At 69.2% G+C, this 23,499-nt stretch carries 26 protein-coding genes; 6 read left to right on the plus strand and 20 right to left on the minus strand.

Annotated features, from left to right (window positions below; genetic code table 11):
• Positions 1-69 precede the first annotated feature (69 nt).
• Complete coding sequence (locus tag ESP51_RS08425; RefSeq protein ID WP_129520461.1) at positions 70-552, plus strand: aminoacyl-tRNA deacylase; 483 nt, start codon at positions 70-72, stop codon at positions 550-552.
• 28 nt (positions 553-580) lie between these two features.
• Here ESP51_RS08425 and ESP51_RS21180 read toward each other — a convergent pair whose 3' ends face one another.
• Positions 581-706, minus strand: coding sequence for a hypothetical protein (locus ESP51_RS21180; protein ID WP_277871073.1), 126 nt, complete (start codon positions 704-706; stop codon positions 581-583).
• Positions 703-1,368 carry a DsbA family oxidoreductase gene (locus ESP51_RS08430; RefSeq protein WP_129520462.1) on the minus strand — a complete coding sequence of 222 codons (666 nt, stop codon included), beginning with the start codon at positions 1,366-1,368 and terminating at the stop codon, positions 703-705. Before ESP51_RS08430 ends, ESP51_RS21180 begins: the two co-directional genes overlap by 4 nt.
• Before the next feature lie 210 nt (positions 1,369-1,578).
• Between ESP51_RS08430 and ESP51_RS08435 the strand changes: the two genes are divergently transcribed.
• Entirely contained in the window at positions 1,579-2,007 is a 429-nt protein-coding gene (locus ESP51_RS08435) for an AAA family ATPase (protein ID WP_338420340.1), read from the plus strand.
• Positions 2,008-2,010: 3 nt separating this feature from the next.
• Here ESP51_RS08435 and ESP51_RS08440 read toward each other — a convergent pair whose 3' ends face one another.
• Positions 2,011-2,817: an isoprenyl transferase gene (locus ESP51_RS08440; protein ID WP_129520463.1), complete on the minus strand. Its 807-nt coding sequence runs from the start codon at positions 2,815-2,817 to the stop codon at positions 2,011-2,013.
• A complete protein-coding gene (gene recO / locus ESP51_RS08445) occupies positions 2,814-3,551 on the minus strand; it encodes a DNA repair protein RecO (protein WP_129520464.1) in 738 nt (245 codons plus the stop codon). Before recO ends, ESP51_RS08440 begins: the two co-directional genes overlap by 4 nt.
• 62 nt (positions 3,552-3,613) lie before the next feature.
• On the opposite strand from recO, the gene ESP51_RS08450 reads away from it, so the two are divergent.
• Positions 3,614-4,273, plus strand: a complete 660-nt coding sequence (locus ESP51_RS08450) for a trimeric intracellular cation channel family protein (RefSeq protein ID WP_129520465.1) — start codon at positions 3,614-3,616, stop codon at positions 4,271-4,273.
• A 63-nt stretch (positions 4,274-4,336) separates the two neighbouring features.
• On the opposite strand, the gene leuA is transcribed toward ESP51_RS08450, so the two are convergent.
• The 13 genes from leuA to hrcA form a co-directional block, all read right to left on the minus strand.
• Complete coding sequence (gene leuA, locus ESP51_RS08455) at positions 4,337-6,112, minus strand: 2-isopropylmalate synthase (RefSeq protein ID WP_129520466.1); 1,776 nt, start codon at positions 6,110-6,112, stop codon at positions 4,337-4,339.
• A 205-nt stretch (positions 6,113-6,317) separates the two neighbouring features.
• Positions 6,318-7,715: an ABC transporter permease gene (locus tag ESP51_RS08460; RefSeq protein ID WP_129520467.1), complete on the minus strand. Its 1,398-nt coding sequence runs from the start codon at positions 7,713-7,715 to the stop codon at positions 6,318-6,320.
• The gene (locus ESP51_RS08465; protein ID WP_129520468.1) at positions 7,712-8,473 is read right to left on the minus strand and encodes an ABC transporter ATP-binding protein; all 762 of its coding nucleotides are present in this window, start codon (positions 8,471-8,473) and stop codon (positions 7,712-7,714) included. The genes ESP51_RS08460 and ESP51_RS08465 overlap by 4 nt, the downstream gene beginning before the upstream one ends.
• Before the next feature lie 85 nt (positions 8,474-8,558).
• Positions 8,559-9,224 carry a response regulator gene (locus ESP51_RS08470; protein WP_129520469.1) on the minus strand — a complete coding sequence of 222 codons (666 nt, stop codon included), beginning with the start codon at positions 9,222-9,224 and terminating at the stop codon, positions 8,559-8,561.
• Positions 9,221-10,411, minus strand: a complete 1,191-nt coding sequence (locus ESP51_RS08475) for a sensor histidine kinase (RefSeq protein ID WP_129520470.1) — start codon at positions 10,409-10,411, stop codon at positions 9,221-9,223. Before ESP51_RS08475 ends, ESP51_RS08470 begins: the two co-directional genes overlap by 4 nt.
• 108 nt (positions 10,412-10,519) lie before the next feature.
• Entirely contained in the window at positions 10,520-11,413 is an 894-nt protein-coding gene (era, locus tag ESP51_RS08480) for a GTPase Era (protein ID WP_241843070.1), read from the minus strand.
• Positions 11,406-12,722, minus strand: a complete 1,317-nt coding sequence (locus ESP51_RS08485) for a hemolysin family protein (protein WP_129520472.1) — start codon at positions 12,720-12,722, stop codon at positions 11,406-11,408. Before ESP51_RS08485 ends, era begins: the two co-directional genes overlap by 8 nt.
• 2 nt (positions 12,723-12,724) lie before the next feature.
• Positions 12,725-13,186 (minus strand): rRNA maturation RNase YbeY, encoded by a 462-nt coding sequence (ybeY, locus tag ESP51_RS08490; RefSeq protein ID WP_129520473.1) that lies wholly within the window; start codon positions 13,184-13,186, stop codon positions 12,725-12,727.
• Entirely contained in the window at positions 13,183-14,196 is a 1,014-nt protein-coding gene (locus tag ESP51_RS08495; RefSeq protein ID WP_241843072.1) for a PhoH family protein, read from the minus strand. The genes ybeY and ESP51_RS08495 overlap by 4 nt, the downstream gene beginning before the upstream one ends.
• A 73-nt stretch (positions 14,197-14,269) precedes the next feature.
• On the minus strand, positions 14,270-14,629 hold the full coding sequence (locus tag ESP51_RS08500) for a histidine triad nucleotide-binding protein (RefSeq protein ID WP_129520475.1): 360 nt from the start codon (positions 14,627-14,629) through the stop codon (positions 14,270-14,272).
• Between the two features lie 24 nt (positions 14,630-14,653).
• Positions 14,654-15,388: a 16S rRNA (uracil(1498)-N(3))-methyltransferase gene (locus ESP51_RS08505; protein ID WP_129520476.1), complete on the minus strand. Its 735-nt coding sequence runs from the start codon at positions 15,386-15,388 to the stop codon at positions 14,654-14,656.
• A gap of 6 nt (positions 15,389-15,394) precedes the next feature.
• On the minus strand, positions 15,395-16,492 hold the full coding sequence (gene dnaJ / locus ESP51_RS08510) for a molecular chaperone DnaJ (protein WP_129520477.1): 1,098 nt from the start codon (positions 16,490-16,492) through the stop codon (positions 15,395-15,397).
• Positions 16,493-16,553: 61 nt separating this feature from the next.
• Positions 16,554-17,576 (minus strand): heat-inducible transcriptional repressor HrcA, encoded by a 1,023-nt coding sequence (hrcA, locus tag ESP51_RS08515; protein WP_129520478.1) that lies wholly within the window; start codon positions 17,574-17,576, stop codon positions 16,554-16,556.
• A gap of 191 nt (positions 17,577-17,767) precedes the next feature.
• Here hrcA and ESP51_RS08520 point away from each other — a divergent pair, with 191 nt between their 5' ends.
• Both ESP51_RS08520 and ESP51_RS08525 read left to right on the plus strand, forming a co-directional pair.
• Entirely contained in the window at positions 17,768-18,202 is a 435-nt protein-coding gene (locus tag ESP51_RS08520; RefSeq protein WP_129520479.1) for a DUF4870 domain-containing protein, read from the plus strand.
• 128 nt (positions 18,203-18,330) lie between these two features.
• Positions 18,331-18,711 (plus strand): DUF4870 domain-containing protein, encoded by a 381-nt coding sequence (locus ESP51_RS08525; protein WP_129520480.1) that lies wholly within the window; start codon positions 18,331-18,333, stop codon positions 18,709-18,711.
• A gap of 6 nt (positions 18,712-18,717) precedes the next feature.
• On the opposite strand, the gene hemW is transcribed toward ESP51_RS08525, so the two are convergent.
• From hemW to lepA, 3 genes are read right to left on the minus strand one after another with little or no spacing between them, the layout of a single operon-like run.
• Complete coding sequence (gene hemW / locus ESP51_RS08530; RefSeq protein WP_129520481.1) at positions 18,718-19,944, minus strand: radical SAM family heme chaperone HemW; 1,227 nt, start codon at positions 19,942-19,944, stop codon at positions 18,718-18,720.
• A 2-nt stretch (positions 19,945-19,946) separates the two neighbouring features.
• The gene (locus ESP51_RS08535; RefSeq protein WP_129520482.1) at positions 19,947-20,597 is read right to left on the minus strand and encodes a DUF1990 family protein; all 651 of its coding nucleotides are present in this window, start codon (positions 20,595-20,597) and stop codon (positions 19,947-19,949) included.
• 10 nt (positions 20,598-20,607) lie between these two features.
• On the minus strand, positions 20,608-22,464 hold the full coding sequence (lepA, locus tag ESP51_RS08540; RefSeq protein WP_129520483.1) for a translation elongation factor 4: 1,857 nt from the start codon (positions 22,462-22,464) through the stop codon (positions 20,608-20,610).
• 164 nt (positions 22,465-22,628) lie between these two features.
• Here lepA and ESP51_RS08545 point away from each other — a divergent pair, with 164 nt between their 5' ends.
• Complete coding sequence (locus tag ESP51_RS08545) at positions 22,629-23,459, plus strand: alpha/beta fold hydrolase (protein ID WP_129520484.1); 831 nt, start codon at positions 22,629-22,631, stop codon at positions 23,457-23,459.
• The last annotated feature ends 40 nt before the right edge of the window (positions 23,460-23,499 follow it).

Consider the following 23,499-nt stretch of genomic DNA (forward strand, 5'->3'; position numbering starts at 1 on the left):
CGGGGTCCGGCGCCCACCGGCCGCATGCGCGCCTAGGATTCCGAGGAGGACGAGACTGTGGAGGACGAGATGACCGACGGTGAGCTCATCGGTGCGGACCGCGTGCGAGCGGATGCCGCGGCGCGCGGCCTGGAGGTCGACATCATCGAGCGGCCGGCCGCCGGGAGCCTCGAGGAGGCCGCCGAGCTCATGGGCATCACCCCGGCCGACATCGTGAAGTCGCTCGTCGTCAAGCGCAGCGACGACACCTACGTCTTCGCGCTCGTGCCCGGTGGCCGGAAGATCTCGTGGCCGAAGCTCAGGGCGCTGCTCGGTGTGAACAAGCTCCAGCTGCCGGATGCCTCGCTCGCCCTCGCGGCGACCGGCTACGAGCGCGGCACCATCACGCCGCTCGGCTCGACGACCGCGTGGCCTGTCGTCGTCGATGCCACGATCACCGGACGCCGCGTGTCGATGGGCGCGGGCGAGCACGGCCGCAGTCTCTTCGTGGATGCCGATCGGCTCGTCGACGCGTTCGACGCCACGGTGGCCGACATCACCGACCCCGAGTAGCCGAGCGCACGCGGCAGCGATCGGTGCGTTACTCGGCAGTGGCTCCGGGCACGTAGCAGACGTCGCCCTCGCACACCATCGCCGACGGGTCGCCCGTCACCATCGTGAACGGCGAAGGCGCTGCGGCATCCGTCGTCATCGCTTCGCCGGTCATGCTGCGGCCTCGTCGCGCTCGCCGGCGACCTGCGTGAGCACCTGGGTGAAGACCTCGGCGGGCTGCGCCCCCGAGACGCCGTACTTGCCCTCGAAGACGAAGAACGGCACGCCGTTGATGCCATAGGCGCCGGCCTGGGCGATGTCGGCCTGCACGTCGGCGGCGAATCGACCCGACTCGAGCGCGGCGCGGGCCGCGTCGGCGTCGAGCCCGACCTCGGTCGCGAGCGCCACGAGATCGTCGACGCGGCCGAGGTGGCGGCCCTCGGTGAAGTACGCGCGCATGAGGCGCTCGGTCAGCTCGAGCTGCAGGCCCTGCTCCTTCGCGAAGTGCAGCAGCTCGTGGGCCTTCAGGGTCTTCGTGTGCTGGAGCGCGTCGAAGTCGTAGTCGAGCCCCGCGGCGGCAGCGACGCCCGTGACGCGCTCGAGCATCTGGTGCACCTGCGCGACCGGAAGGCCCTTGTGCTTCGCGAGGAAGTCGACCTCGGACCCCTGGAAGTCCACGGGCGTGTCGGGCGCGAGCTCGAACGAGTGGTACTCGATCTCGACGTCGGGGGCGTCGGCGCCGAGCGCGGCGATGCCGCTCTCGAGGTGGCGCTTGCCGATGTAGCACCACGGGCACGCGATGTCGGACCAGATGTCGATCTTGATGGGTTCACTCACGATGTATGCGAACGGATGTTGCCGGCCGCCTATTCCCGTACCGGAACATGGCTCGGCCGTTGGATACGCTCGGATGATGCTCGGCCCCTCCGACCCACTGCCGCTTCGACCGCGCCGCGTGATCGTCGCGGGCACGAGCGGGTCGGGGAAGTCGACGTTCACGCGGCGGCTCACCGTCGCCTCGGTATCCCGTACCAGGAGATCGACGCCTTGCGACACGGACCCGGCTGGACCCCGCGGCCGAGCTTCATGGCGGAGGTCGCCGAGTTCACCTCGCGAACCGAGTGGGCCACCGAGTGGCTCTACTCCGACGCGCGGGACCTTCTCGCGTCACGCGCGCAACTCCTCGTATGGCTCGACTACCCACGGCCGCTCGTCATGTTCCGCGTACTGCGGCGCACGGTCAGGCGCCGGGCGCGTCGCGAGGTGCTCTGGAACGGCAACGTCGAGCCGCCCCTGCGCACGGCGTTCACCGACGCCGACCACATCGTGCGCTGGGCCTGGCGCACGCATTCGAAGTGGTTGTCTCTCGTCGAAGGCGCCGCGGCGAGGCATCCGCAGCTCACGATCGTGCGACTCCGAAGCCCTCGCGCGGCCGACGAATGGCTCTCGGGAGCGTTCGCCGAGGCCACGCGATGACGCTCAGCCGGCGGTCGGCGCGTCGACCGCGCCGCCGAAGCGGCGGTTGCGGGCCGCGTAGACCTCGATCGCCTGCCAGAGGTCGGTGCGCGAGAAGTCGGGCCAGAGCGTGTCGAGGAAGACCATCTCGGCGTACGCCGCCTGCCAGAGCATGAAGTTCGAGGTGCGCTGCTCCCCCGAGCTGCGCACGAAGAGATCGACGTCGGGCAGTTCGGGCACATAGAGCCGCTTGGCGATGAGCTTCTCGGTGACGGCGGAGGGGCGGAGGCGCCCGGATGCCACGTCGTCGGCGATCGAGCGCACGGCGTCGGCGATCTCGTTGCGGCCGCCGTAGTTCACGCACATCGTGAGGGTGAGGGTGTCGTTTCGGGCGGTGAGCTGCTCGGCGTACTGGAGCTCGTTGATGACCGACGCCCACAGCCGAGGGCGCCGCCCTGCCCAGCGGATTCGCACGCCCCACTCGTTGAGCTGGTCGCGCCGCCGGTGGAGCACATCGCGGTTGTAGCCCATGAGGAAGCGCACCTCTTCGGGTGAGCGCTTCCAGTTCTCGGTCGAGAACGCGTAGACCGAGACGTGCTTCACGCCGGCCTGGATGGCACCCGCCACGACGTCGAGAAGCGCCGCCTCCCCCGCCTTGTGTCCTTCGATGCGCGTGAGTCCCCGGCGGTTCGCCCACCTGCCGTTGCCGTCCATGACGATCGCGACGTGGTTCGGCACGGCGCCCTTCGGGAGCTCGGGAGGATAGAGGCCCGTCCAATCGATCGGCCGGTACGGCACCGCGTCACGATGGGTGTAGGGCTTCGGGCTCACGGGGCCGCCGTTTCTCGGTCGACGTGGGGCAGCGAGCGGAGGCCTCGCTCGAGGTGCCACTGGGTGTAGGCGGCGACGATTCCGCTCGCCTGGTTGCGGTCGCCCTCGCCGGCCGCCTCGGCGAAGGCCCAATCGCCAGCGAGCAGGGCGCCGAGCAGAGCGACGGTCGAGCGCGCGATGCGCGGCGTGCCAGGCGGGGCGCAGTCATCGCAGACGACCCCGCCGAGTTGCACGACGACGGCCGTGTGCTCGCCGGTCTTGCCACAGCGCGCGCAATCCTCGAAGCTCGGCGCCCACCCGGCGAGGGCGAGGGCGCGGAGCAGGTAGGAGTCGAGGGTGAGACTGGCACCGTGCTCCAACCGAGAGAGCGAGCGGAGCGCGCCGACGAGCAGGAGGTACTGCTGCAGCGATCCCTCGTCTTCGGTGAGCTTGTCAGCCGCCTCGACCATCGCGTTCGCGGCCGTGTACGACCCGTAGTCCTGGGTGATCTCCGCGCCGTAGGAGCCGATCGACTCCGCCTGGGTCACGACGTCGAGGCTGCGGCCCTCGTAGAGCTGCAGGTCGGCGACCATGAACGGCTCGAGCCGCGCACCGAACTTCGACCCGGTTCGGCGCACTCCCTTCGCGACCGCTCTGACCTTGCCGTGCCGGCGCGTGAGCAGCGTGAGGATGCGATCGGCCTCACCCAGCTTGTGGGTGCGGAGCACGACGGCTTCATCTCGATACACGGGCACAATCGATTATCTCGCGTTCCCGGCCGCCCACGGCCGAGGCGCTCGCGTGATTCACTGGTGCCGTGACCTCGGCCCTGTTCATCATCCCGCTCTGGCTCGACCTCACCGCCGTCGCCGTCGGCGCCATCCAGGGCGCGATGTTCGCGGCCCGCCTCACCGAGCGCCGCATCGACCTGCTCGGCGTCGCCCTCATCGGCGTGATCGTCGGGCTCGGCGGCGGCCTCATGCGCGACCTGTTGCTGAACCAGCTTCCGGCGGCGATGGCGAGCAATTGGTACCTCCCTGTCGGCACCGCCGCCGCCCTGCTCGGGATGCTCCTGCTGCGCGTGTTCGCGCGACTCAACGGCCTCATCATCGCGCTCGATGCCGTGACCATCGGGCTCTTCGGCGCGATCGGCACCTCGAAGGCCCTCGCCTACGGCGTGCCCGTCGTGCCCGCGGTGTTCGTGGGCGTGCTCTCGGCGGTCGGCGGCTCGATCCTGCGCGACGTGGCGCTCAACCTGCCGATCGCCCTGATGCACGTCGGGTCGCTGTACGCGGTCGCGGCGACCGTGGGCACGACGCTGCTCGTCGTGCTCGTCGCGATGGGAACGCCCATCATCGCGGCCGCCACGGCGTGCGTCGTCGTCACGACGCTCATCAGGCTCGGCTCGGTGCGCTACGGCTGGAGCCTTCCCGAGCAGCGCGCCCTCGGCAGCTGGAAGGTCTGGCGGCGCGCCTGAGGGAACACGGATGCCGCGAGCCCGACTGGGGCTCGCGGCATCCGATCGCGCTGAATTCGATCCTTACGCGGTGACGGCCTCGAGCTTGTCGGCCTCGACTCGAACTCCGCGCAGCGCTCGGTTGACGGCGGAGACGACCGCCTTCAGCGACGCGGTGGAGATGTCGCCGTCGATGCCGACGCCCCACAGCACCCGGCCCTCGACCTCGAGTTCGACATACGCGGCCGCTTGGGAACTGCCGCTCGCGGCGAGCGTGTGCTCGACGTAGTCGCGCAGCTTCACGTCGACGCCTTCGGCGCCGAGCACCGCGAGGAACGCGGAGATGGGCCCGTTGCCGTTCGCGTCGGCCTCGACTCGCTCGTCGCCGTCGCGCAGCCCGACGTGCACGTTGACGACCCCGTCGAGGGCGCTCTGGGTGCGCAGCGACAGCAGCTCGAAGCGTCCCCACTTCTCGTCGGGGCGGTCGGCGGGAGCGGGCAGGTACTCGTCGTTGAAGATGCGCCAGATGTCGGCACTCGAGACCTCGCCGCCCTCGGCATCGGTCTTGGCCTGCACCACGCCCGAGAACTCGATCTGAAGGCGTCGCGGCAGGTCGAGAGCGTGGTCGGTCTTCAGCAGGTAGGCGACGCCGCCCTTGCCCGACTGCGAGTTGACGCGGATCACGGCCTCGTAGCTGCGGCCCAGGTCTTTCGGGTCGACCGGCAGGTAGGGCACGGCCCATTCGAGCTCGTCGACGGTAATGCCGCGACGGGCGGCCTCGGCATCCATCGCCTCGAAGCCCTTCTTGATGGCGTCTTGGTGGGACCCGGAGAAGGCCGTGTAGACGAGGTCGCCCGCCCACGGGTGGCGCTCGGGCACCGGCAGCTGGTTGCAGTACTCGGTCGTGCGCTTGATCTCGTCGATGTCGGAGAAATCGATCTGCGGGTCGATGCCCTGCGTGAACAGGTTGATGCCCAGCGCGACGAGGTCGACGTTGCCCGTGCGTTCGCCGTTGCCGAAGAGGCAGCCCTCGATGCGGTCGGCGCCGGCGAGGTAGCCGAGCTCCGCCGCGGCGATCGCGGTGCCGCGGTCGTTGTGGGGGTGCAGCGAGAGGAGGACGTTCTCGCGGTGGGCGAGGTGCCGCGACATCCATTCGATGGAATCGGCGTAGACGTTCGGCGTCGCCATCTCGACCGTCGCCGGCAGGTTGATGATGACCTTGCGCTCGGGGGTGGGCTCGAAGATCTCGAGCACCTGGTTGCACACGTCGACGGCGAACTCGAGCTCGGTGCCCGTGTAGCTCTCGGGCGAGTACTCGTAGTACACGGTCGTGCCGGGAACGGACGCCTCCATCTCGCGGCACTTGCGAGCGCCGTGGAGTGCGATGTCGATGATGCCCTGCTTGTCGGTGCGGAACACCACATCGCGCTGCAGGATGCTCGTGGAGTTGTAGAGGTGCACGATCGCCTGCTTGGCGCCCGCGATCGACTCGTAGGTGCGCTCGATCAGGTGGTCGCGTGCCTGGGTGAGCACCTGGATGGTGACGTCGTCGGGAATGGCGCCCGAGTCGACGAGGCTGCGCACGAAGTCGAAGTCGGTCTGGCTCGCGCTCGGGAAGCCGACCTCGATCTCCTTGTATCCCATGCGCACGAGCTGGTCGAACATGATGCGCTTGCGTTCGGGGCTCATCGGGTCGATGAGGGCCTGGTTGCCGTCGCGCAGGTCGACGGCGCACCAGCGGGGCGCGCGCTCGATGCGCTTGGACGGCCACGTGCGATCGGGGAGCTCGACGCGGATCTGCTCGTGGAACGGGCGATACCGATGAACCGGCATCGACGACGGCTTCTGGGTGTTCTGCATTGGGTGCTCTTCTCGCTTACGGATGGGTTTCAGCCGACGACGAACTCCGCAGCGAGGGAGGCCTGTGAACTAGGACTCGCTGCGGCAGCTAAGAAGGAGCAGGCCGGGAAGCACGCGACAAGGCTAACACCGAGGATGCGTGCTCGCGAAACATGACGCTGAACGGATGCCGCGGTCGCCGCGGCATCCGTTCAGCGTCGTCGTTTCACTCGACCGCGAGTGCCACGACCGGCGAGACCCGCATCGCACGGCGAGCCGGCGCGATCGACGCGACGAGGGTCAGCACGCCTGCGGCGACCAGGAGCCCCCCGAACAGCGCCCACGGAATGCCGGGGAGCACGAACGCAATCTGCCCCTGGGCGCCGCCGAGCAGGGCCTGCGCGCCGGCCCACCCGTAGCCGAACCCGAGCACGATGCCCATCGCCGTCGCCGCGAGGGTCAGCGCCGCGCTCTCCACAACGATCATGCGCCGAAGCTGTCGCCGGTCGAACCCGAGCGCGCGCAACAGGCCGAGCTCCCGGGTGCGCTGCATCACGCTGAGCGAGAGGGTGTTCACCATGCCGATCGCGGCGATCAGGGCGCTGAAGCCGATCAGCACCGTGAAGACCGCGACGGTCGCGTTCAGCATCTCGTCGATGCCGGCGTACACCTCCGGTCGCACCTGCTGCGCGGCGACGAGCATCGCGCGATAGGACTCCATCGCGACGGCGAACGTCGTCACGAGCGTCACGCCGATCACGAGCCCGATGGTCATGCGCGAGCTCCGCTCGGGATGGCGCACCGCGTTCTCGGCGGCGAGACGAGCGGAGGGCGAGCCTCCGAAAAGGCGACCGACGAGACGAAGGGCCGGCGGCATGACGACGTGGGCGGCGAGCACGATTCCGGTGAACGAGACGACGCCGCCGAGCACGGCGACGATCATCCACACGGGGTTGGTCGGCCCCCAGACGACGCCGGCGACGAGCATGGCGAGGCCGAGGACCGACAACACGATCGCACTGGCATTGCGCCCGCGGCTACGGCCGAGTTCCTCGCGGTCCTGCTCGTTCGAGTTGCCGATCGCCTGGATCGGCCGCACCCGGAGCACGCGCCGGGAGCCGACCCACGACGCGAGCCAGGTCGTGACGACGACCGCGACCGCAGGCAGCACGACCCAGACGTTCAGGTAGCCGTAGTCGGTCGCCGGCATGAGCTCGTTCGCGACGGCGATCTCGTCGAGCGCGAACGCGACGCCCGTGCCCAGCACGACGCCGATGGCCGCCCCGGCCACGCCGACGAGCAGCCCCTCCCTCGCGATCTGCGCACGCTGTGTTCGGGCACTCGAGCCGATGAGGCGGAGCAGCGCGATGAGCCGGGTGCGACCGGCGACGACGGTCGACACCGTGTTCGCCGTGACGACCGCGCTCACGTAGATCGCGATCACGATGAACACCATCGCCACGACACCGAGCATGAGCGCCACGGTGGCGCTCCCGCCGGTGACGTCGTCGGCGGCGATCGCGGCACCGAGCAGGCCGGTGATGTGAAGCAGCGCGACCCCGAAGGTGCCGGCCAGCGCGGCGACGAGGAGCGTCGTCCACTGGTCTTTCAGCCGAGTGCTCACGCCGCGACCTCCATCGCGAGCATGAAGGTCGAGATGTCCTCGGGCGTCGATCGTGCCGAGTCGCGCACGATCCGCCCGTCGGCGAGGAAGAGGATGCGGTCGGCGTGGCTCGCCGCGATCGGGTCATGCGTGACCATCGCGATCGACTGGCCGTACCGGGCACTCGCGGCGGCGAGGAGGCCGAGCACCTCGCGCCCGGTGCGGGAGTCGAGGTTGCCGGTGGGCTCGTCGGCGAACACGAGGTCGGGGCGGGTCGCGAGGGCGCGCGCGATCGCGACCCGCTGCTGCTGCCCGCCCGAGAGCTCGTGCGGCCGGTGGCCGAGCCGCGCACCGAGACCGAGCGTCTCGAGCAACTCGTCGATCCACGCCTGCTCCTCGCGGCTCGGGCGACGGCCGTCGAGCTCGAACGGCAACATCACGTTGCCGCGCACATCGAGGGTCGGCACGAGGTTGAACGACTGGAAGATGAACCCGACGCGCCGGCGGCGAAGCACGGTCAATGCGCTGTCGGAGAGCTCGGTGATGTCGGTGTCGCCGAGCCACACCCGGCCGGAGCTCGGGGTGTCGAGGCCGGCCATGATGTGCATGAGCGTCGACTTGCCCGATCCCGACGGGCCCATGATGGCGGTGAACTCGCCGCGCCGGAGCCCGAGCGAGACGTCGTCGAGCGCGGTGACCGCTCCCGCGCCCTCCCCGTAGTGCTTGCCGAGGGTCGCGACGCGAGCGATGAGGCCGAGGTCTGAGGGTTGGATCTGCATGATCTCGAAGCTACGGAAGCGGCTGTGGCGCGGCATCCGGCGGTCGGATGGTTCGCCGTCATCCTCGAGGATGACGTGCGTCGAGTCAGCTGCCGAGGTCGTGCTCGTAGCCGAAGACGACGAGTTGCACTCGATCGCGCAGGCCGAGCTTCGCGAGGATGCGGCTCACGTGCGTCTTCACTGTCGCCTCGCTCAGGAACTCGGATGCCGCGATCTCGGCGTTCGAGAGCCCGCGCGCCGCGAGGGCGAAGATCTCGCGCTCGCGCGGCGTGAGTCCCGCCCAGGCTGCCGGAGCCGGACGGCGCCCGCTCCCCCGGCCGACGTGGGCGAACAGCTCGCGCGTGGCGGAGGCGGCGATCACCTGGTTGCCTTGGTGCACGGTGCGGATCGAGGCGAGCAGGAACTCGGGGTCGGCGTCCTTCAGCACGAACCCGCTCGCTCCCGCCCGGATCGCGCGAGCGGCGTTCTCGTCGAGGTCGAAGGTCGTGAGCACGAGGATCCGTGGCGGCGTGCGCCCCTCGCGGTCGGCGTCGGCGAGGATGCGCTCGGTCGCCGAGATGCCGTCGAGCACCGGCATCCGCACGTCCATCAGCATCACGTCGGGCTGTGATCGCGCAGCGAGGGCGACGCCGGATGCCCCGTCGCCCGCCTCTCCGGCGACGTCGAGATCGGGCTGCGACTCGACGAGCATGCGCACGCCCGCACGGAACAGGGCCTGGTCGTCGACGAGTGCGACGCGGATGGCGCTCATACGGTGCTCCCCGGCTGGATGGGCACGCGGGCGCGGAGCCTGAATCGCCCGTCGTCACCGGCCTCGGCGCTCAGGGATCCGCCGGCGAGCTGGGCTCGTTCGCGCATTCCGGGAATGCCGTGCCGGATGGTGTGCGGCTCGGTCGGAGCGGAAACCGGGCGCATCGCGTTCACGACCTCGAGCTTCACACCCGATGCATCCCACGCGAAGTCCACGATGACCGGCTCCGCGCCGTCGCCGTGCCGCAAGGCGTTCGTGAGACCCTCCTGTACGATCCGGTACACCGCGATCTGGTGACCGGTGCCGAGTTGACGGCGCTCGCCGGTCTCCGTGAAGCGCACGTCGAGGCCCGCGGCGCGCACCTGCTCGAGCAGCTCCCCGAGGTCGTCGAGCACCGGCTGCGGGGTGCCGGCCTCATGGTGGCGCAGTTCGGCGAGCAGCATCCGCACGTCGCCGAGGGCGCCACGCGCGACGCCCGCGATCGTGCCGAGCGCTTCGATGCCCGCTTCGGGCCGGGCGGGCGCGGCGAACCTCGCTCCGTCGGCCTGCGCGATGACGACGGCGAGCGAGTGCGCGACGACGTCGTGCATGTCTCGGGCGATGCGATTGCGCTCCTGCTCCACCGCGTAGCGGTACTCGACGAGCGCGCGCTCGCGCGTCGCGGTCTCCTCGCGTCGCCGCACCTCGCGGGTGTCGCGTACCGAACGCACAAGCAGGCCCGTGGTCCACGCGAGCACGAGCACCGCGATCGATGCGACGAAGAGCACGGCAGCGAGGAGCACCGTGCTGAACGGGTCTCCCGAGCCGAAGCCGGCATCGTCGAGGAGCGGCTTCACGACCGCGAGGTACCCGGTCGCCAGCAGCGCCCCGACGCCGGCCGAGGCGAGGCCGAGCCACTTCAGCACCCGCCCGCCGTGCGCGGCAGTCGAGTAGAGCACGCCGAGCACCGCAGCGTCGTAGAGCTGGAGGTCGCGCAGCATCGTCATCTGCAGCAGCGCGGCGCCCCAGGCGATCCCGAGCGACCACGCAGGTGCGCGGCGACGCACCACGAGCGCCGCCGTGAAGGCGGCGAGCACCACGAAGTCGGGCCAGCCGCCGAGTGCCGCGAAGGGCAGGCAGAGCACCGCGAAGACGCCGGCCAGCACGGCATCCGTCGTGAACCTGGCACGGCTGATCGAGGTGGGCACCGATCCACCGTACGCGCCCGGCGGCGGCGCAGCCTCGCAACGGCAGCGGAATCATCCCTGCGATGTATCCCCCGGCGAGGTGAGGGCCGGAGCAACTGAGGGCCGTGCTCAGAAGCCGAGGCGCCCCAGTTGCTTGGGGTCGCGCTGCCAGTCCTTCGCGACCTTCACGTGCAGGGCGAGGAAGACTTTGCGGCCGAGGAGGCCCTCGATCTGCACGCGAGCGGTCGCCCCGACCTCGCGGAGCCGCGCGCCCCCTTTGCCGATGATGATGCCCTTCTGGCTGTCGCGCTCGACGTAGAGGTTGGCGTACACCTCGACGAGGTCTTTGTCGTCGCGCTCGATGACGTCGTCGATGGTCACGGCGATCGAGTGCGGCAGCTCGTCGGAGACGCCCTCGAGTGCCGCCTCGCGCACGAACTCGGCGATCCGCTCGTTGACGTCTTCATCGGTGAGGATCTCGGCCGGGTAGAGCTCGTGCTCCGCGGTCGGCATGAGCGCGAGGAGCTCGTCGACGAGCACCTCGAGCTGCTCGCCGCGCGGCGCGGAGACCGGGACGATCGAGTCCCATTCGCGCAGTCGCGAGACCGCGAGGAGCTGCTCGGCGACGTGCGCCTTCGACGCGGCATCCGTCTTCGTCACGATCGCGACCTTCTTGGCCCTCGGATACTGCTCGAGCTGCTCGTTGATGTAGCGGTCGCCCGGGCCGATCGCCTCATTCGCGGGAACGCAGAACGCGATCACGTCGACATCGCCGAGCGTCGACTGCACGAGCGTGTTCAGTCGCTCGCCGAGCAGCGTGCGCGGGCGGTGCAGCCCCGGCGTGTCGACGAGGATGAGCTGTCCGCGTTCGCGATGCACGATGCCACGGATCGCGCGCCTCGTGGTCTGCGGCTTCGAGCTCGTGATCGCCACCTTCTCGCCGACGAGCGCGTTGGTGAGCGTCGACTTGCCGACGTTGGGCCTCCCGACGATCGAGACGAATCCGGCACGGTACTCAGCCACGGCTGTTCCTTCCTTCGGGGTCGCCCGACTCGAACGCGGTCTGCGCATCGATGAGCGCCTGGTCACGTTCGACGAGGATGGTGGAGATTCGCTTGCGGCGGCCCTCGGTGCGTTCGGCTTCGAGCAGGAGGCCCGAGACGGTCACGCGCTCGCCGGGCTGCGCGAGGCGGCCGAGCTCCTTGGAGAGCAGCCCACCGGCCGAGTCGACGTCTTCATCCTCGAGGTCGAGGCCGAAGAGGTCGCCGAGCTCGCCGATCGGCAGTCGCACGTTCACGCGATACCGCCCCGGCTCGAGTTCCTCGACCTGGGCGGCCTCGCGATCGTACTCGTCGGAGATGTCGCCGACGAGCTCCTCGATGAGGTCTTCGAGCGTGACCAGGCCGGCGATGCCGCCGTACTCGTCGACGACCATCGCGAGGTGGTTCGATTCGAGCTGCATCTGGCGGAGCAGCGCGTCGGCCTTCATGGACTCGGGCACGAAGACCGCTGGGCGCACGAGCTCGCCGACCGTGAGTCCCTCGGCGTCGAGCGGTTGTTCGAAGCCGAGTCGTGCGAGATCACGCAGGTAGAGGATGCCGGTGACGTCGTCGGCGTCGCGCTCGACGACCGGAATGCGCGAGTAGCCGGCCCTCAGGAACAGCGACATCGCGTGCGCGAGGTGCTCGGAGGCGTCGATCGTGACCATGTCGGTGCGCGGCACCATGACCTCGCGAACGACGGTGTCGTTGAACGCGAAGATCGAGTGGATGAGCTCGCGGTCGCCCTCCTCGAGCACGTCGAGCTCGGTCGCCTCGTCGACCATGCTGAGCAGTTGCTCCTCGCTCGACACCCCGGCGAAGCGGATGCGGCCGGGCGTGACCCGGTTGCCGAGCGTGACGAGCGCGCCCGCGAGCGGGCCGAGGAGCACGCGCAGGAAGTGCACGAGCGGAGCCGTGAGACGGAGCACCGTGGACGAGTGTGCACGGCCGACGCTGCGCGGGCTCGCCCCCACGAGCACGAACGAGACGGCGGTCATGATGAGCGCCGAGTACAACAGCACGAGCCAGATGCTCTCGATGAAGAAGGTGAACGCGAGGGTCACGAGCACTGCCGAGGTCGTTTCGGCGATGATGCGCATGAAGTTCACCGCGTTCACGTGGGCGCCGGTGTCTTCCGCGATCGCGAGAAGCGAGCGGCGCGCCCGCGACCTGAAGGCCATGTCGGTGATGTCGGCGCGCGAGCTCACACCGATGGCCGAATCGACGGCGGCCATGAGACCGCCGAATGCCACGAGCACGAATGCCGCTCCGAGGAAGAGCCAGGGCTCCATGGTCAGCGGCGCCGCTCCTGCATGGAGAAGCCGACGAGGATGTCGCGCTGCACGCCGAACATCTCCTTCTCCTCGGCCGGCTCGGCATGGTCGAACCCGAGCAGGTGGAGGATGCCGTGGGTCGTCAGCAGCAGGAGCTCGTCGATGAGCTCGTGGCCCGCCGTCTGCGCCTGCGCTTGCGCGACCTGCGGACAGAGCACGATGTCGCCGAGCAGGCCCGGCGGGGTGGGCTGGTCTTCCGTGCCCGGACGCAGTTCGTCCATGGGGAAGCTGAGGACGTCGGTGGGACCCGGCTCATCCATCCACTGCACGTGCAGTTGCTCCATCGCGCCCTCGTCGACGAGCACGATCGCGAGCTCGGCGTCGGCGTGCACGTGCATGGCGTCGAGCGCGTACACGGCGAGCCGCTGGATGGCGGTCTCGTCGACCGCGATGGCCGACTCGTTGTTGATCTCGATGCTCACGTGTTCTTCCTCGGCTGGTGATCGCGTGGCGCGTGACCCCGCCGTTCGGCGCGGTTCGCGAACTCGCGAGCCTGATCACGCTCGAACCGCTGGGCCTGCGTGCGCTGGTCGTACTCGGTGTAGGCGTCGACGATGCGGCCGACGAGCGAGTGGCGCACGACGTCGTCGCTCGTCAGCCGGATGAACTGGATGTCGTCGACGTTGTCGAGGATGCGTGTGACGAGTCGCAGTCCGCTCGCACCGGTCGGCAGGTCGACCTGGGTGATGTCGCCGGTGACCACCATGCGCGACCCGAACCCGAGACGGGTGAGGAACATCTTCATCTGCTCGGGCGTGGTGTTCTGCGCCTCGTCGAGCACGACGAACGAGTCGTTGAGGGTGCGGCCGCGCATGTAGGCGAGCGGAGCGACCTCGACCGTGCCCGCGGCGAGCAGCTTCGGCACGAGCTCGGGATCCATCATCTCGTTGAGCGCGTCGTAGAGCGGGCGGAGGTAGGGATCGATCTTGTCGGTGAGCGTGCCCGGCAGGAAGCCGAGGCGCTCCCCCGCCTCGACGGCGGGGCGCGTGAGGATGATCCGACTGACCTCTTTGCGCTGCAGCGCCTGCACGGCCTTCGCCATGGCGAGGTACGTCTTGCCTGTGCCGGCCGGACCGATGCCGAAGACGATCGTGTGCTCGTCGATCGCGTCGACGTATTGCCGCTGGCCCTCGGTCTTCGGTCGGATGGTCTTTCCGCGACTCGACACGATGACCTGCCCGAGCATCTCGGACGGCTTGGCATTGGGATCGGCTTCGAGCATTCGGGCCGAACTCCTCACTTCGGTGGGTGTCGGATCCTGGCCGTTGCGAACGAGCGCCAGGAGTTCTTCGATGAGGCGGCGCACTCGCGTGCGACCGTCGACGTCGCCGCGGATCGCGATCTCGTTGCCGCGCACGTGCACTTCGACGCCGGGGTTCTCGCGCTCGATGCTCGAGAGCAGGCGATCCTGCGGGCCGAGGAGGCGCACCATGGCGATGCCGTCGATGGTGAGGCGCTCTTCATCGTCGCGCGCGGGCTGCGGCGCGGCGCCTTGGCCGATCGGATCAGTCGCCAAGCGAAGTCTCCTCGAGCCCTCCGCCGAGCACATGTGCGTGCACGTGGAAGACGGTCTGGCCGGCATCGGGCCCGGTGTTGAAGACGAGCCGGAACTGGCCGTCGGCGAGCGAATCCGCGACCTCGTGCGCTGCGGCGACGAGTTCCGCGAGGAGGCCGGGGTCTCCGGCTGCGAGCTCGACGACGTCGCGGTAGTCGCCGGCCTTCGGCGTCACGACGACGTGCACCGGCGCCTTGGGCGCGATGTCGTGGAACGCGATCACGCGCTCGGTCTCGAGCACGATGCGCGCGGGGATCTCACGAGTGGCGATCCGCTCGAAGAGGGAGGGCCGTGCACCGGAATCGCTCATGCCACCATCGTAGCGATCGATGGCTCACCACCGCCCGAGCGCAGCGTTGAGCACGGCGATCGCAGCCGGTCCGGCCGTCGATGTGCGCAAGACGGATGCCCCCAGTCGCACCGGCTCCGCGCCGGCCGCCACGAGTCGCTCGAGCTCGGGCGGCGCGATGCCGCCCTCTGGTCCGACGACGAGCGCGAGGTCACGACCGTCGGGCCGGATGTCGGTGATGGGTGTCGTCGCGGTGGGCTCGAGCAGCAGCATCCGCGTGCCCTGCAGCAGGCCGGCGAGGTCGCCCGTCGTCGTGACCGGCGCAACCGGCGGAAGCCAGGCCCTGATCGACTGCTTCACCGCCTCGCGAACGATGCTCGCCCAGCGTTGGCGCCCCTTCTCGGCCTTCGGGCCCTCCCAGCGCGACACCGATCGCGCGGCCGCCCACGGAACGACCGCGTCGACGCCCAGCTCGGTCGCCGCTTGCACCGCGAGCTCGTCGCGATCGCCCTTGGCCAGCGCCTGCACGAGCGTGATCCGCGTCTCGGGGGGTTCTTCGACGAGCACCTCTTCGACCTCGAGCGCGAGTTCGCGGGCCCCGGTGGAGACGACCACGCCGCGCACGAGGATGCCGCGGCCGTCGCCGATCGCGATGCGCTCACCCGTGCGAACGCGTGCCACGGTCACCGCGTGACGCGCCTCGTCGCCCGAGAGCTCGACGGTCGCACCCGGCGTGACGGCGCCGAGTTCGAGCGATTCGTCGAGGTAGAGGCTGCTCACGCCGGCCTAGCCGAGGAACCGGTCGCGGAGGCGCGCGAAGAGCCCCTGCTGGAAATGTCCGAGCTCGGGCCCGTGCGACTTCTTCGAGGCGGCGAACTGCTGGATGAGATCGCGTTCCTTCGTCGAGAGCTTGGTCGGGGTCACGACCTGCACGCCGATCTTCAGGTCGCCGCGTCCGGTGCCGCGGAGCTTCGTGACGCCGCGGTCCTTCACGGTGAGGATCTCGCCGCTCTGCAGCCCCGCCCTGAGTTCGACGTCGACGTCTCCATCGAGCGCCGGGATCGTGGTGCTGGTGCCGAGGATCGCGTCGGTCATCGCCACATCGAGGAAGCACAGGAGGTCGTCGCCGTTGCGGCTGAAGACCTCGTGGTTCTTGACCTTGATCTCGAGGTAGAGATCGCCGTTGGGGCCGCCGGCAGGGCCGGCCTCCCCTGAGCCCGGCATCTGCAGGCGAACACCCGTGTCGACGCCGGCGGGGATGTCGACGGGCACGGTGCGCCGGGCACGCACACGACCCTGGCCCTGGCATGTGATGCACGGCGTGGCGATCACGGTGCCGTAGCCCCGGCAGGTGCCGCAGGGGCTCGACGTCATGACGTTGCCGAGCAGCGAGCGCACCGAGCGCTGGATCGAGCCGGTGCCGTGGCAGATGTCGCACGTGACGGGCGAGGTGCCCGGTTGGCAGCAGCTGCCGTGGCACGTGCCGCACGTGATCGCGGTGTCGACCTCGATGTCGCGGTGGGTGCCGAAGATGACCTCTTCGAGCCCGACCTCCACCCTGATGAGCGCATCCTGTCCGCGCTCGCGTCGCGACCGCGGACCGCGAGTGGCCTGGCCGGCACCGAAGAACGTCTCGAAGATGTCGCCGAACCCGCCGAAACCCTGCCCGCTGAAGCCGCCCTGCCCGCCGAGGTCGTACTGCTGGCGCTGCTTCGGGTCGCTCAGCACGTCGTAGGCGTGCGTCACCGATTTGAATCGCTCGGATGCCTCGGCTCCGGGATTCACATCGGGGTGGAGCTCTCGGGCGAGGCGCCGATACGCCTTCTTGATCTCGTCGGGAGTGGCGTCGCGTGCGACGCCGAGGACCTCGTAGTGGTCGGCCACGGAGGGCTTGTCCTTTCGGTTGCCGGATGCAATGCGCCGGTGTCGCGGCGAATGACGGGGTTCAGCTCTCGCCGAGGGTGCGGGAGAGGTAGCGTGCCACGGCGCGAACCGCCGCCATGCTGTTGGAGTAGTCCATTCGGGTCGGCCCCACGACTCCGAGCCGGGAGATGTCGCGCCCGGGGATCTCGAACGCGCTCGTGACGACCGAGGTCTCCCCGAGGCCGAAGGAGGCGTTCTCACGCCCGATCCGCACGGCGACACCGTGCTCGTCGGTGGCCATCTCGCCGAAGAGCTTCAGGAGCACGACCTGCTCCTCGATCGCCTCGATGACGCCGAGGATCGATCCCGCGAAGTCCTGCTCGGTTCGCACGAGGTTCGCGGCACCGGCGACCACGAGCCGGTCGGTGCGCTGGACGCGCGCCTGCTCGGCGAGCGTCGCGGCGAGCGTGTGCATCACTGCGGCGTGACGGCGATCGGCGGAGCGGACTTCGCCCGAGAGGGCGATCGCGGCATCCGCCATCGTCTCGCCAGCAGCAATGTCGTTGAGGCGCACACGCAGGTCGGCGAGGGTGTCTTCGTCGACGGGCTGCTCGAGTTCGACGAGTCGCTGTTCGACCTGGCCGGAGTCGGCGATGAGGATGCAGAGCACCCGGTTCGGCGCGAGCGAGACGAGCTCGACGTGCCGCACGCGGGCGCTCGTGAAGCTCGGGTACTGCACCACGGCGAGTTGCTTCGTGAGCTGGGCGATGAGCCGCACGGTGCGTGCGAGCAGTTCGTCGAGGTCGCTCGACTCGCCGAGGAAGGTCTCGATCGCCTGCCGTTGCGCCTGGGTCAGCGGACGCACGTCGGTCAGCTGGTCGACGAAGACGCGATAGCCCTTGTCGGTGGGGATCCGGCCCGACGACGTGTGCGGCGCCGCGATGAGCTCCTCCTCTTCGAGGAGCGCCATGTCATTGCGGATCGTCGCGGCGGAGACGCCGAACGCATGGCGCTCGACGATCGTCTTCGAGCCCACCGGCTCGCGTGACGCCACGTAGTCCTGCACGATCGCGCGGAGCACCGCGAGACTCCGTTCGGAGACCATGACCCTCGCTTTCCCTGCACCGGCTTAGCACTCGTTCTACCTGAGTGCCAATCATATCGCGACATGCCGTGCCGTAGTCGTTGCCAGCCCGCGGGTGTCGGCGCTACCGTATGGGTAATCCGCGCGTCACCACTGGCTGCGAATCTCCTTCACAGTCGCGGTTCATCAGAGAACCTTCGAAAGGCACGCTCATGACCGACCCCAATGCTCAGACCCCCGACCCCAACATTCCGCCGCCGCAGCAGCCTGCAGCACCGCAGCCGGTCGCTGCCGCGCCACTGTCGCCTGAGCAGGACATCCAGTGGGGTTCGTTCGCACACCTCGGTGGAGTCCTCGGATTCCTGCCGTCGCTCATCATCTGGCTCGTGTTCAAGGATCGTGGCACGTTCACGAACACCGAGGGCAAGGAGGCGCTGAACTTCCAGATCACGCTGGTCTTCGCGTACATCGCGGTCTGGATCGTCACGGCGCTCGTGACCGTCGTCACCTTCGGCCTCGGCAGCGTGCTGTCGCTGCTCGCCTGGGTCGTCTGGATCCTGGGCGTCGTGTTCTCGATCATCGCGTTCCTCCAGGCGAAGGACGGCAAGCACTACCGCTACCCGTTCTCCGTGCGTCTCATCAAGTAGACGCCCGCCACCACGCGGCCGACGAGCGCGCCGGGGAAGGCGAAATCCGCCCCCGGCGCGCTTGTCTGTGCCAGCATGAGATCGACCGAGTACCGCCGTTCGGCGCCCCGACCTAGGAGACGCACTACATGTCCGACGCAACACCGCCGCCGCCGCCCTCGAGCCCCTACGAGCAGACCAACCAGCTGAGCCCAGCCGACGAGAAGCTGTGGTCGATGCTCATCCACCTCGGCGGCATCTTCTTCGGGTTCATCCCCGCACTCGTCGGCTACCTCGTGCTGAAGGATCGCGGACCGTTCGTGCGCGCACACACTGCGACGGCGCTGAACTTCCAGATCACGATGACCATCGCGATGATCGTCAGCTCGATCCTCACGATCATCCTCATCGGCTTCCTGCTGATGGCGGCGATCGGCGTCCTGATCATCGTCTTCAGCATCATCGCCGCGGTGAAGGCGAACCAGGGCCAGCCGTACTCGTACCCGCTCTCGATCAAGTTCGTGAGCTGAACGGCATCACACCTCGAGCAGGCGCCTGACCACGGCGTCGGCGAGCAGCCGCCCTCTCATGGTGAGCACGAGCCCACCTGAGAGGGCGGTTTTGGCATCCACGAGCCCGTCGGCGACGAGACCGGCGACCGCCGTGCGTCCTTCGGGGCGCAGTGAGCCGAGGTCGATCCCCTCGCGGATACGAGTGCCGAGCAGAACCCGCTCGGTCTCTCGGGTCGACGCGTCGAGCACCTCGCGGCCGACAGCCGGCGACACCCCGGCGGCAACACGTTCTGCATACGCCGCCGGATGCTTCGCGTTCCACCAGCGCACGCCGCCCACGTGACTGTGGGCACCGGGGCCGACGCCCCACCAGTCGTCACTGCGCCAGTAGCCGAGGTTGTGCCGTGAGCGGTGCGCGGGCGCGGTCGCCCAGTTGCTCACCTCGTACCACTCATAGCCCGCAGCGCCGAGCAGATCTTCGGCGAGCTCGTACATGTCGGCCTCGAGGTCGTCGTCGGGCGTCTCGAGTTCTCCGCGGCGGATCTGCCTCGCTAGCTTCGTACCCTGCTCGACGATGAGCGCATACGCACTCAGATGGTCTGGGCGTTGCCCGACGGCGAACTCCAAACTTCGCCGCCAATCGTCGAGCGACTCCCCCGGCGTGCCGTAGATGAGGTCGAGGCTCACGTCGAGCCCGGCATCTCGCGCCCAACCGACCACGAGCGGAACGCGTGCGGGGTCGTGGGTGCGATCGAGCGCCGCGAGCACGTGCGGCACGGCGGACTGCATGCCGAACGAGACACGGGTGAATCCGCCGTCGGCGAGGCGCTGCAAGTCAGCCGGCCCCACCGAATCGGGATTGGCCTCGGTCGTCACCTCGACGCCGGCTGCGAAGCCGAACTCGTCGCGAACGGCGCCGAGCATGCGCACGAGGTCGTCAGCGGGGAGCAGGGTCGGCGTTCCGCCGCCGAAGAACACCGTCTGGGCGGTGCGATCAGGCACTCCGGATGCCTCGAGCATTCGCCGCGACATCCGGATCTCGCCGATGGCGTGGTCGGCGTAATCGGCTTGCCTTGCACCGCGCAGCTCACCGGCCGTGTACGTGTTGAAGTCGCAGTAGCCGCAGCGCACCCGGCAAAAGGGCACGTGCACGTAGACGCCGAACGCGCGCTCAGCGGCCCCTGCGGCCGCGGACGGCGGCAGCACGCCGTCGGCCGGAGCCGAGTCGCCGAGCGGGAGGGCGGAGCCCACGCCTACACGCCACCCGCAGGATGCAGGGCGCGGAGCTCGACGCGAGTGAGTTCGCGCCGCTTCCGCCGCTGGCCGGGCGCGAACAGGCCACGGATGCCGCCGCGAGTCGCGAGGATCGACCGGATGGTGAGCCACACGGTGTCGTCGTCGCGTCGTTCGAGGATGAAGGACTCCTCGCCGCTCTCGGGTCCGTCGGCGGTCGTGCCGTAGGCGAAGCCGATGCGGTCGGGCTCGTCGAGCACGTAGACGACGAGCACGGGCGTGGACTGCGTGCGGAAGCGGCCCTTGCGGCGGAGCGTCGCCGTCATGCCGGCCGCGATGTAGGGCGTTCCGTCGGGGCCGAATCGCTCCTCGGCGCGCGGTGGCGGCTGGTCGGCGAGCGGCGAGCCGTCGGCGTCGTAGACGATGCCCGGGTACTGCGCGCCGGTGCCCGTGGAGACGTCGTCGACCGTGAAGCCGGCGCCCCGCTGGATGCCCCACGTCATGAGCGATTCCGCGGCCCGCTCGAATCGCTCGATGCCGCTGCCGATTCGCACCGCGTCCTCAGCGGGACGATAGCCCGCCGGCGGATAGCGCAGGAGATCGGGCGCGAGGGTCGCCCCGATCGCGCCATAGGTGACCGACTGGTCGGTGAACGTGCTTCGGCGAGTCATCCGTCGCCTCCTACTTCTTCGCGTCTTTCTTCTCGGTGTCGCCGCTCAGGGCAGCGATGAACGCCTCTTGCGGCACCTCTACCCGGCCGACCATCTTCATGCGCTTCTTGCCCTCTTTCTGCTTCTCGAGGAGCTTGCGCTTGCGGCTGATGTCACCGCCGTAGCACTTGGCGAGCACGTCTTTGCGCATGGCGCGGATCGACTCGCGCGCGATGATGCGCGCGCCGATCGCGGCCTGGATCGGCACCTCGAACTGCTGCCGCGGGATCAGCTCGCGCAGGCGCCCCGTCATGAGCACGCCATAGGCGTAGGCCTTGTCGCGATGCACGATGGCGCTGAACGCGTCGACCTGCTCACCCTGCAACAGGATGTCGACCTTCACGAGGTCGGCCGCCTGATCGCCCGTGGGCTCGTAGTCGAGCGAGGCGTAGCCTGCGGTCTTCGACTTCAACTGGTCGAAGAAGTCGAAGACGATCTCGCCGAGGGGCATGTTGTAGCGGATCTCGACGCGGTCTTCACCGAGGTACTCCATGCCGAGCAGCGCACCGCGGCGGCTCTGGCAGAGCTCCATGATCGTGCCCACGTAGTCTTTCGGGGCGAGGATCGCCGCGCGCACCATCGGCTCACGCACCTCGACGATCTTCGCGCCCGTCGGGAACTCGCTCGGGTTCGTGACGGTGGCCGTCTTCTTGTCTTCCGTGGTCACCTCGTAGACGACCGACGGAGCCGTCGCGATGAGGTCGAGACCCCACTCGCGGCGCAACCGCTCGGTGACGATCTCGAGGTGGAGGAGTCCGAGGAAGCCGCAACGGAAGCCGAAGCCGAGGGCGACCGAGGTCTCGGGCTCGTAGACGAGCGCGGCATCCGACAGCTTCAGCTTGTCGAGCGCCTCGCGAAGCTCGGGGTAGTCGCCGCCGTCGATGGGATAGATGCCCGAGAACACCATGGGAAGCGGCTCGGTGTAGCCGGGCAACGCTTGGGTCGCGGGCTTCGCAGCCGTCGTGACGGTGTCGCCGACCTTCGACTGGCGCACGTCTTTCACGCCCGTGATGAGGTAGCCGACCTCGCCGATGCCGAGTCCTTTGCCGGGCGTCGGCTCGGGCGCGCTCACGCCGATCTCGAGGATCTCGTGCGTGGCGCGCGTGGACATCATCTGGATGCGCTCGCGCGGCGCGAGATGACCGTCGATCATGCGCACGTAGGTGACGACGCCGCGGTAGCTGTCGTAGACGGAGTCGAAGATCATGGCCCGAGCCGGGGCATCCGCGTTGCCGACCGGCGCAGGGATGCGCTCGACGACGCGGTCGAGCAGTTCCTCGACGCCGACACCCGTCTTGCCCGAGACCTTCATGACGTCGTCGGGCGAGCCGCCGATGAGGTCGGCGAGCTCGCGCGCGTACTTCTCGGGCTCGGCGGCCGGGAGATCGATCTTGTTGAGCACGGGGATGATCTCGAGGTCGTTCTCGAGCGCGAGGTAGAGGTTCGCGAGGGTCTGCGCCTCGATGCCCTGCGCTGCGTCGACGAGGAGGATCGCTCCCTCGCACGCCGCGAGCGAGCGGGAGACCTCATAGCTGAAGTCGACGTGACCCGGCGTGTCGATCATGTTGAGCGCGTACGACGTGTCGCCGACCTGCCACGGCATGCGCACGGCCTGGCTCTTGATCGTGATGCCGCGCTCACGCTCGATGTCCATGCGGTCGAGGTACTGGGCGCGCATGTCGCGGTCGGAGACGACGCCGGTGATGCCGAGCATGCGGTCGGCGAGGGTCGACTTGCCGTGGTCGATGTGCGCGATGATGCAGAAGTTGCGGATCAGCGCTGGGTCGGTGGCGGCGGGCACCGGAGGATTGGCGGCTCGAGGGGACATCCTGTCGATTCTCCCATGAGTTCCGGCCCTGCTTTCGACGGCTGTCGCCCGAGAGGCCCGCTGGCTAGGCTGGCATCACCATGACCGTCATCGTGATTGCCGGTGTTCACGTCGTGAAGCGCGTCGCGAAGCGCGTCGCGAACGCGACCGAGGCGGGCTGACGGATGCCGCGCGCCCGTGTCGTGCTCGTGCACGGTCTCCGCACCTCGGCGACGATGTGGCGGAAGCAGTGCGCCATGCTCGGACGCCACGACCTCGACGTGGTCGCGATCGACTTGCCCGGACACGGAACCCGGCTCGGCGAGCCATTCTCGTTCGACGAGGCGATGCGCCTCATCGACGAGGGGCTGAACCCGCCCGATGCGCTCCCGGTGCCGCGACTGCTCGTGGGGCTGAGCCTCGGCGGCTACCTCGCGATGGAGTTCGCGGCGACGCATCCCGATCGCCTCGACGGGCTCGTGGCGGCGTCGTGCGGCACTCGGCCCCGGGGGCCGGCACTTGCCGGGTACCGCCGGCTCGCGGCCCTGATCGGGAGGATGCCCGACCGCGGCCGAGCACTGCACGATCTGACGACGCGCCTCTTCCTCTCGCCCGGCGCTGCAGAGGACGTGCTCGCCGGCGGCGTCGCCCTCGACGTCATGGCGCCCGTGCTCGAGGCGGCGGCGTCGATGGACCCCGAGGCGGCGCTCGCCCGCATCGAGGTTCCCGTGTGGCTCGTGAACGGCCGATTCGATCACTTCCGCTTCGATGAACGACGGATGCTCCGTGCTGCACGCGACGCTCGCCTCGTCATCGTGCCCGGCGCCACCCACCTCGTGAGTCTCGTGCGCCCCGACGACTTCGCGGCCGTCGTGGCAGGGGCCGTGGCCGAACTCGAACGACGCGCCGCAGTCGCCGCACGACGTCGGCGGATCGCACGCGAATCGGGATCCGCTCAGGATGGCACCGCCTCCGGTGCGACGTCGACGGGCCGCATTGGTGTGGCCGGGGAGTAGCTGGTATCGTTGCCTGTTGGCTTCCGTGTGGGTCCCACCC

Source organism: Agromyces albus (assembly GCF_004134825.1).
Lineage (GTDB): Bacteria > Actinomycetota > Actinomycetes > Actinomycetales > Microbacteriaceae > Agromyces > Agromyces albus.